This is a genomic window from Candidatus Sulfotelmatobacter sp., assembly GCA_035498555.1.
GTDB lineage: Bacteria > Eisenbacteria > RBG-16-71-46 > RBG-16-71-46 > RBG-16-71-46 > DATKAB01.
Genome location: DATKAB010000216.1, coordinates 1 through 8,100 on the forward strand (window position 1 = coordinate 1; position 8,100 = coordinate 8,100).

Consider the following 8,100-nt stretch of genomic DNA (forward strand, 5'->3'; position numbering starts at 1 on the left):
GCGTGGCGCCGATCGTGACGTGGTTGAGATTCCAGCTGGTGATCGAAGCGCCGGGCTCCTGCCCCACGTCTCGTGCGCTCCGATCCGTGTGGTAGCTGGCGAACCCCGCCAGGATCGGATTGAAGTCATGCTCGAGTCCAAGGCCGAAGTTGAAGACTGAGTTCAGCCTTTCGGTCACGATCGGCGTCACCGTTGAATCTCCGCCCGGAGTGCTGATCGTGAAACTGGCGGTTGGCAGCACGGTGAACTGACTCTGCGCCGCGAACCATTCGGCGGCTGCGTGGATGCGGCTCGAGCCCCATCCGTACGAAGCGCCGATTCCCGCGCCCGCTGGTGACTTGTAGGTGGCCTTGAGATCTTCCTGATAGCTGGCGCCGACGATGTTGCCAACGCTGCCGGTCTGGTCGATCAGCGAGGTGTTGTAGTGCACTGCACCGCCGCCGAACAGCGAGACCCCCGGAGTGGTCAGCGTCAGTCCATAAGTGAGCGAATCCTTCACGCCGCTGAGCCCGATCTTGGCGAGCAGGCGCCAGTTGATGAAGTTGAAGTCCCGGTCGTAACTGAGGAGCGCCGCCTGGCCGCTCGAGTTCTGTCCCTGAGACAGGAACGAGACCAGCGTGCTCTGGGTTCGGACCACCGCGTAGGGCGAGATCCCCACGCCGAGCGCGGGGGAGATCAGGCGTGACCAGGTGAGGCCAAACCAGTTCTCCGACATGTTCTGGTGCAACTGGAACTCGAGCGCTGCGAACGAGGGGTTGGGCAGCGGGCTGGAAGCGCCCACGCCGGTGGTGGCACGAAAATCGATCTCGAGGTTGGCCTGCTGGCGAGTGAGGAACGAATAGGCAATCCGGTTGGTCTTGTCGCGCGGGATCTCGCCGGCGAACAGCGAGGGCACCGCGCCGAGAGTCGACGAGGTGATGTCGCGCGTGACGCCCGAGCCACCCTTTACTTCCACGCGCTGGTACTGGTAGGCGCTGCCGGCCAACAGGAGCTCGGCGCTCGGGGTGAGCGCGAGCGCTCCGGGGTTGTAGTACACGGAACTGATGTCGCCCGAGCTGCCCGTCACCACGCCGCCCAACAAGCGAGCGCGCGTGCCGAACGCCATCGACCAGTAGTTGGCGTCCTGCGCATGCGCCGCGACCGGCGCGAGCAGGAGGGACAGCGCCCCGGCCAGCGCCCCGAGAGCACCGACGCGCATGGCCTACTGGCCCAGCTTGAACGAGACTCCCACCGTGGCTTCGCCCTGAGGCATCGAGGAGCCGCCCGAGACACCGACGCCCGCGCCGCCCGATCCGAAGTACACGCCGCCGCCCACCCAGTTGACCGGGAGGAGCAGGCGCGATTGCACGCGCAGCGCCACCTTGGGACTCGCCTGCACCTTGAGACCCAGTCCAAAGTTCATCGCGAACAGATACTGGGTGTCGTAGTTGCCATAGGTGCTCGAACCCGGGCTCAGGATGTTCATGCCGAGCCCGCCGATGGCGTAGGGGGCCACCTTGCTGCCGGGTTTCTGGATCATCTTGAGGCCGGAGGCGAAGATGTACTGCGAGCTGACGTCGAAGAGGTCGAAGTCGGGGCCGTTGCGCGGCCGGCCGATGACCTTGGTGCCCTGGTAGCTGTAGCTCAGCTCGAGGAAGTACCCGGGCTTGATCATCGTGCCGATCGAACCGCCGTAGTTCATCGCGGCGTTGATGTGGATGTCGCCGTTCGAGTAGTTGAGCGTGCCGCCCCACTGATAACCGACCGCGCCCATCACCTCGACGTCCCGCTGCGGCGCCTGAGACTGGTAGGTCTGCGGTTGCATCGGTTGCTCTGGCGGCGGCGCTTGAGCGAAGACCACCGAGCCCCAGACGATCGAAAGGCCCGCGACCGACAGCCACGCGGCGCCGAACTTCCGCAACGCGCTGCGCGCACTGCGCCTACGACGCGACTGATCTCTCGAAATCATCGGCGACTCCTTCACGAGGACGAGTCCCTGGGCTTCCGGGGCTCGAGGGGTTGGCTACTTGCGCTTCTGTGGCGGGATCACCTTCTTCTCCTGCATGTTGTACACCAGCGTCCCGATGAACGGATCGACTTCCTTGCTGGGATTGTCGCCGCTCATCAAGGTCGTCTCGGTGAGGCCGCTCCAGGCGAGCTTCGACTCCTTGACGTCGTACAGGTTGGTCTCGATCCGGTAGAGCTGATCGGTGGTGACGTAGCCCGGCGACGACATGTAGGTGTAGCCCATGTTGTAGTAGCCATACCATCCGCCGTAGTAGGCGGAGGGCGCCGCCATGGTGGAATAGGTGGGCGGGTAGTAGTTCTGCACCTGCTGCTGATCCACCAGCCGCGTGACGATCACTCCGTCGGCGCCGAGCTCGTTGATCTTGGCGTCGAACGCGTCCTTGTCGATCTGGCCCTCGCCGGTGATGGAATAGCTGGGCGTCGCCTTGACGCCGCGCGACTCGAGGTCGCGGCAGAAGGTGTCCTCGTACTGGCGGCGCAGCGTGCTGGACTTGATGACTCCCACCACCACGATGTTCTGATACGTCTTGCCCGCGAGCGCGGGGTCGCTCCAGACGTTCGTGAGCTGGGTGTTCGCGGCGCACGACGCCAGGGCCAGCAGCGAAAGCGCGGCGGCGACTCGCGGGAGTGCGGTGGACTTCATGAGGAAGACTCCTTTCTGAGAGACGCGCATCGATCGCACGAGGGAATTTGATCGAGCGATGCTATCGGCAGCGACGCGCACGGTCAATCATGACGAATTCCCGCCCTTCGTCACCGTCGAGCGCTTGACCAGAAAGTATCCGGCGGCCAGCGCCACGGTGACGGCCGCGACGCCGAACAGCTGACCGGAATTCGCGTGTTCGTAGTCGATCTGGATCACGTGCCGGCCGATCGCGATCAGGCCGACGAAGAACACGACCTCGACTCGCACGTGGTGATCGAGATCGTACTTGCGGATCGTCTCCATCAACTCGAGCCCGAGCAGGACGACCAGGATTCCGCCGAATCCGCGCTGCATGGCCGACTGAAGTTCGAGCGCATCGTTGACTCCGTGGAAATTGGCGATGCCGTTCCTGTACAACAGGATCGCGAGCGCCACGGTACCGAGTGTCACCATGACGGCGAGCATGAGGAGCAGCGCGTTGACGATGATGCGCTCGAATACATCCACCGCCTCACTGAATCGCTTGATCATGTCGGCAGCCTAACCCGGATCCCGAGTGCGGGCCAGAACCGCCACTCGAACGGCGGGCTTCACGGCTGCTGCGCCGAATCGCGAAGCTGCGTCCACAGTTCCAGCAGCTCGCGATCGCCCGGCCGCCTCGCCAGCGCCCGCCCGGTGACGCGGAGCGCCTCGCCGCGGCGGCCGGCGTCCTCGAGCCCCACCGCGTAGACGTAGGCGTAGCGCGGGTCGTCGGGCGAGAGCCGAACGGCACGGGCCAGCGATCCAAGCCCCTCGCTCTTTCGATTCTGGCGAATGAGCAGAAGCCCCAGCGCGTGATGGAGCGCCGCCGCCTCCGGCTGCCGCTCGATCCCGGCGCGCAACACCGACTCGCCTTCGCGATCGCGATTCGCGGCGCGCAGCAGGTCGGCGAGATTGACGTAGGCCGGAATCCAATCGGGATCGAGCTCGATCGCGGTGCGGAAATCCTGCTCGGCGCCCAAGAGGTCTCCCTCGGCCAGATGGAAGTTGCCGAGGTTGACCTCGGCGAAGGGCTGATCGGCGTTCTCGATCTCGCCGGCGAGATAGTCGGACTTCGCGCGCTGGAGCGCTGCGCGGTCGTCCGCGGCGAGGCGCTCGACGGGCACTCCGGCGAGGGCGCCGCCCGCCAGCGCTCGCAGCGTTCGCAGCGAATCGTGCAGCTCCGGAGCTAGGAACTCGGCCCGCGCCTCGGGCGGCAGGGCGCCGGCTGCTTCGATCCCCCCCAATCTCAGCAGCGGATCGGGATCGGCGATCGAGCGGCGCAACACGTCGGCCGGGGGCGGCTCGGAACCCCCGCCCAGCATTGCCAGCGCCGTACCCCGCGCGATCGCGGGCTGCGAGGCGTCGGCGGCGAGCGCGACCAGCCCGGCGGCCGCACCGATTGCGTCACGCCTCGCCGCCGACAGTTCCATGCCGAAGCGCTGGAAGCTCTCGGGCGCGCGGCCGGTCCACTCGCGGATGCGCGCCGCGGCCCACGCTCCGCTCCGACCCGCGTGACAGGAAGCGCAGACGTTGGGCGTTCCCAGCGAGTCCGCGAGCCCGGGGCGCGGCACGCGAAAGCTGTGATCATGACGCTCGTGCACCACCATGAAGGTCCGGGCCGGCATGTGGCAGGTGACGCACAGCGCGGCCTTCATGCCCTGCGCATGATGATGATGCGCGGGGGTGTCGTAGCGGGCGCCGTCGTGACACTGAAGGCACACCCCGTTGCCGGGCGCGCGCAGCGTCAGCGAATGTGGCTCGTGGCAATCGCTGCAGGTCACGCCCTCGTGATTCATGCGACTCTGCAGGAACGAGCCGTACTCGTAGACCTCGCCCTCGACCTGGCCGTCGGCGAAATACTGACCCTCGACCAGCAGCGCCGGCAGGTGCGCGGCGAGCAGGGGAGCGCCCGGCGGATCGTCGTCGAACAATCGGGTTCGGCTCGAATGGCAGCGCGCGCACCTCTCGATCTCGCGCGAGGTCGGGCGCGGCGGGTTGCGATGGGGCAGGTCGCCGGCCGGATCGCGGCCCCACGAAACTCCGTGTCGTTCGTCGAGTGCCACGGTGAGTCCCATGGTGGCGGAATCGAGCCTCGTGCCGCCCGGCCGGCGTCGTGCCCACTCCACGTGAAGCGAGCCCGGCCCGTGGCAGGCCTCGCAGGCCACGTTCAGCTCGGCCCAAGTCGTCCGGTAGGTGCGCGAGGCGGGATCGTAGTTCTTGTGCAGGTCGGTCGAGTGGCACGACGCGCACTGCAGGTTCCAGTTCTGAGCGCCGCGCGTCCAATGCAGCTCGTCCGCGTGCGTGATCCGCTGGCCCGGGTACAGATGGAACCAGCGCTGCCCGCCCCCGGCTTTCGAGCGTGAGTCCCAGGCGATCCCCAGCGCCTGGAAGCGGCCGCCCGGAAACTCGATCAGGTATTGCTGGAGCGGATAGACGCCGAACGTGTAGCGGATTTCGTAGTCGGCGAGCCTCCCGTCGGGGCCATCGGTGCGGACCATGAATCTCCGCCCATCGCGAAAGAAACGAGTCTCGACGCCGGCGGAGCGGAAGCGCGCATCGCGAAAATCCCCGAGCACGGTCGAATCGGTGGCCGCTTGCATGGCCTGCTGGTGGTGAGAGCCCCGCCAGGCTCGCGCCTCGTTCGGATGGCAGCTCGCGCAGGTTGCCGCGCCGACGAAGGTCGCCGGCGGAAGGGCGGGCTTCGCGCGCGGCGCGCACCCGCACGCCAGCCAGGCCACGCAGACTGCGGCGAGCCGATGGTGTTGCATTCGAGCCTCCGTTCCGCGTGGATCCGGTGGTCGGTGACGCGCGAATCGTCACGAACGAGCAAAGAAGACTACGCGAAGCCGCACGGGCGCGGCCATCCGGCAGTTCGCGCTTGCGGCGATTCGCGTCGCGCGACATGCTGGAGTCGGCGAGCGGTGATCACGTTGGTCGAGGGCGACGGCACGGTGAGGGCACATCGAATGAACCGCGGATTCCGCTTCGTCCTGGCCGCGGCCCTCCTCGCCCTGCCCTCGATCGGGCTCGCGGCCGAACCGATCCCGGTCCCCTTCCAGTCCGAATCCGCCGATTCCGATTCGACCCGTCAGGCCGCGGCCGATTCGCTGGCTCGAGCCGAGGCTGATTCGATCCGCGCCGCGCGCGACTCGTCCCTGTCGCACGCGCGCGTCGCGCCGATCGTCGCCCCCGAATCGAGCTACACCGGTCCGCCGTGGGCGCTGGCGCTGGCCGGCGGGGTGGCGCGCGGACTCGCCTACATCGGCACGTTCCGCGCGCTCGAGGACGATCACCTGCGTCCCCATCGGGTTGCCGGTACCAGCATGGGTGCGCTGATGGCGGCCTATTACGCGGCGGGATACCCGAGTGACGTGATCCAGAACCACGCCAGGCTCGTGGACTGGGACCTGGCGTTCTCGCCCCGACACCTCGACATCTGGGAATGGCGCGGCTGCCGCATGCCGTCGCCCTGGGCCCAGTTCGAGGCCGACAGCGGAAGGCTCGGACTGAGCAGCGGCCTGCTCGACGATTCGGCGGTCAATTTCATGATTGCCTCGGAGTTCCTCGAGACCGACGCGATCGCGCGCGGCGATTTCGATCGCCTGCCGATCCCGCTGCGCGTTGTCACCACCGACATCAATACGATGAGACCGGTGGTGCTGCGAGACGGCAGCGTCGGCGAAGCGGTGCGCACGTCGATCGGCTTGCCGGTGTTCTTTCCCACCATGCCGCGCGACGGAAAAGCGCTCGGCGACGGCGGATTCTCGAGCAACGCTCCGATTCAGGCGGCGCGCGAGACACCCGGCTCGCACCTGGCCTCCATCGACGTGGCGCTGCCGCAGCCCGAGCTCGGCCCCGAAAGCCCCTCGTGGCTGGTGGCGGTGACGCTGCTCGATCGGTTGAACAAACGTGGTCAGACCGATTCGCTGATCGCCGGCGACCTCGGCGTGTGGCTGCCGATGCCGGGGATCTCGGCCTACGACTTCGCCGGCGTCGACACCATGGCCGCGCTGGCCTATCAGGGCTCGCGCGCCCGACTCTCGGCGTGGGCGGATTCGCTCGGGCTCGCGCGCGTGGCCGCGGCCGATACCGCCGCGCCGGATCCCGTACTGCCGCCGCTCGCCGCGCCGATCGAATGGCGGCGTGCGGACGGGACGCGCTCGCATCTCACGCCGGCGGCCAGCAAGATCTTCGGGCCGCAGCCCGCGGGCCCATTTCGGCCCGGCGATTTGCGCCCCGGGCTCACCAAGGTCTATCGCGCCACGCTGTTCAACAGCGCCTGGCCCGAGTTCCGCGTGGACTCGGCCGCCACCCACCTCACCTTCAAGGTGCGCGAGGCGGCGCGCCGGCAGGCGCGGTTCACCGCCGCGGCCGACAACGACTGGGGAGCGCGCGCGCAGGGATCGCTGTGGTGGCGTCCGACACCCGAGGGAATTCCCACGGTGGCGATGCTGGCCGGCACGATCCGGCGTTACGACTGGAACCTGTTCGGCAGCCTCGAACCGCATGCTCTGGAGCGCGGCAGCCCGGGCTGGTTCGGGCGGGCGGCGCTCAAGCGCACCGCGACGCGCATCTTCGATTCCTCGCGCGGCCAACAGCGGCTCTACTCGAACAGTCTCGAGCTGATGGGCGGCGGCCAGTTGCTGCTGCCGAAAGACGCGCGCGGCGAAGCCAGCATCGGCTGGGGCCACTATCACGATCCCGGCGTATCGCGCGATGGCCCCGAATTCTCGGCCGAGCTGATCGCGCGGCGCTGGCCGCTCCGGCGGCTCTCGGCGATCGCGATGAGCGGCGGCGATCATTTCGCCGCGGCCGAGGGGGTCGCGACGCTGCCCTTCCCGCTGTTCGGGTTCCTGATCGAGCCGTCGCTGTGGCTCGCCACCGCCTCGCACGACACGCCGCTCCAGGAGTTGCCGGCGCTGGGCGGTCCCGAGCGGCTGGCCTCGCTGCGCGATCGCGAGTGGTCGGGGCACCGCGCGGCGGGCGGGGAGGTGCGCGTCGCGCTGCGGCCATCGCCGTTCGCGACCCTGCAGGCCGCGGTGCAGGCCGGGCGGGTGGACGATTCGGTGAGCCGCACCGATCTCGAGGGTGGGACACAGCTGGCCGGGCTCGTCGGCCTCGAGGTCGCGATTCCGCTCGGGCCGCTCGCCATCGACTACGGATTCGGCGAGAGCGGCGCTCGGCAGTTCACCTTCCGCTTCGGAGAGAGGTTCTAGATTCCGGTCCTGCTCCGAAGATTGCAGTTGCGCCCGCTGATGCCGGGGATGGGGGCCCGAGGGAGACCGACTCACGCCGCGTACTTGAGGGTGTGGCGCTGGTTGCGGGTGAAGGCTCGCGTCCGAATGGTTCTCCAGTAGTACTTCTCCCATCGCTCCGGTAGCTCGATGCGCGTGGGGAAGAGGCGCTGCTCGAGGATCTGCCTGACG

The 8,100-nt window shown here is 68.0% G+C and carries 6 protein-coding genes; 1 reads left to right on the top strand and 5 read right to left on the bottom strand.

Going from position 1 to position 8,100, the window contains the following annotated elements; genetic code table 11:
• The 5 genes from VMJ70_16200 to VMJ70_16220 all read right to left on the bottom strand — a co-directional run.
• The coding region (locus VMJ70_16200; protein ID HTO92674.1) for a hypothetical protein at nucleotides 1-1,198 on the bottom strand (1,198 nt) is incomplete at its 3' end.
• A gap of 3 nt (nucleotides 1,199-1,201) precedes the next feature.
• Complete coding sequence (locus tag VMJ70_16205) at nucleotides 1,202-1,804, bottom strand: hypothetical protein (GenBank protein HTO92675.1); 603 nt, start codon at nucleotides 1,802-1,804, stop codon at nucleotides 1,202-1,204.
• 198 nt (nucleotides 1,805-2,002) lie between these two features.
• On the bottom strand, nucleotides 2,003-2,650 hold the full coding sequence (locus VMJ70_16210; GenBank protein HTO92676.1) for a hypothetical protein: 648 nt from the start codon (nucleotides 2,648-2,650) through the stop codon (nucleotides 2,003-2,005).
• Between the two features lie 87 nt (nucleotides 2,651-2,737).
• Nucleotides 2,738-3,184: a phosphate-starvation-inducible PsiE family protein gene (locus VMJ70_16215; protein ID HTO92677.1), complete on the bottom strand. Its 447-nt coding sequence runs from the start codon at nucleotides 3,182-3,184 to the stop codon at nucleotides 2,738-2,740.
• A 59-nt stretch (nucleotides 3,185-3,243) separates the two neighbouring features.
• The gene (locus VMJ70_16220; protein HTO92678.1) at nucleotides 3,244-5,442 is read right to left on the bottom strand and encodes a tetratricopeptide repeat protein; all 2,199 of its coding nucleotides are present in this window, start codon (nucleotides 5,440-5,442) and stop codon (nucleotides 3,244-3,246) included.
• A 153-nt stretch (nucleotides 5,443-5,595) separates the two neighbouring features.
• On the opposite strand from VMJ70_16220, the gene VMJ70_16225 reads away from it, so the two are divergent.
• Entirely contained in the window at nucleotides 5,596-7,890 is a 2,295-nt protein-coding gene (locus VMJ70_16225; GenBank protein ID HTO92679.1) for a patatin-like phospholipase family protein, read from the top strand.
• Nucleotides 7,891-8,100: the final 210 nt, after the last annotated feature.

Coding starts and splice junctions, on each gene's coding strand:
- VMJ70_16215 (HTO92677.1), bottom strand. CDS start 3,184: ATGATCAAGCGATTCAGTGAGGCGGTGGATGTATTCGAGCGCATCATC.
- VMJ70_16220 (HTO92678.1), bottom strand. CDS start 5,442: ATGCAACACCATCGGCTCGCCGCAGTCTGCGTGGCCTGGCTGGCGTGC.
- VMJ70_16205 (HTO92675.1), bottom strand. CDS start 1,804: ATGCAACCGCAGACCTACCAGTCTCAGGCGCCGCAGCGGGACGTCGAG.
- VMJ70_16210 (HTO92676.1), bottom strand. CDS start 2,650: ATGAAGTCCACCGCACTCCCGCGAGTCGCCGCCGCGCTTTCGCTGCTG.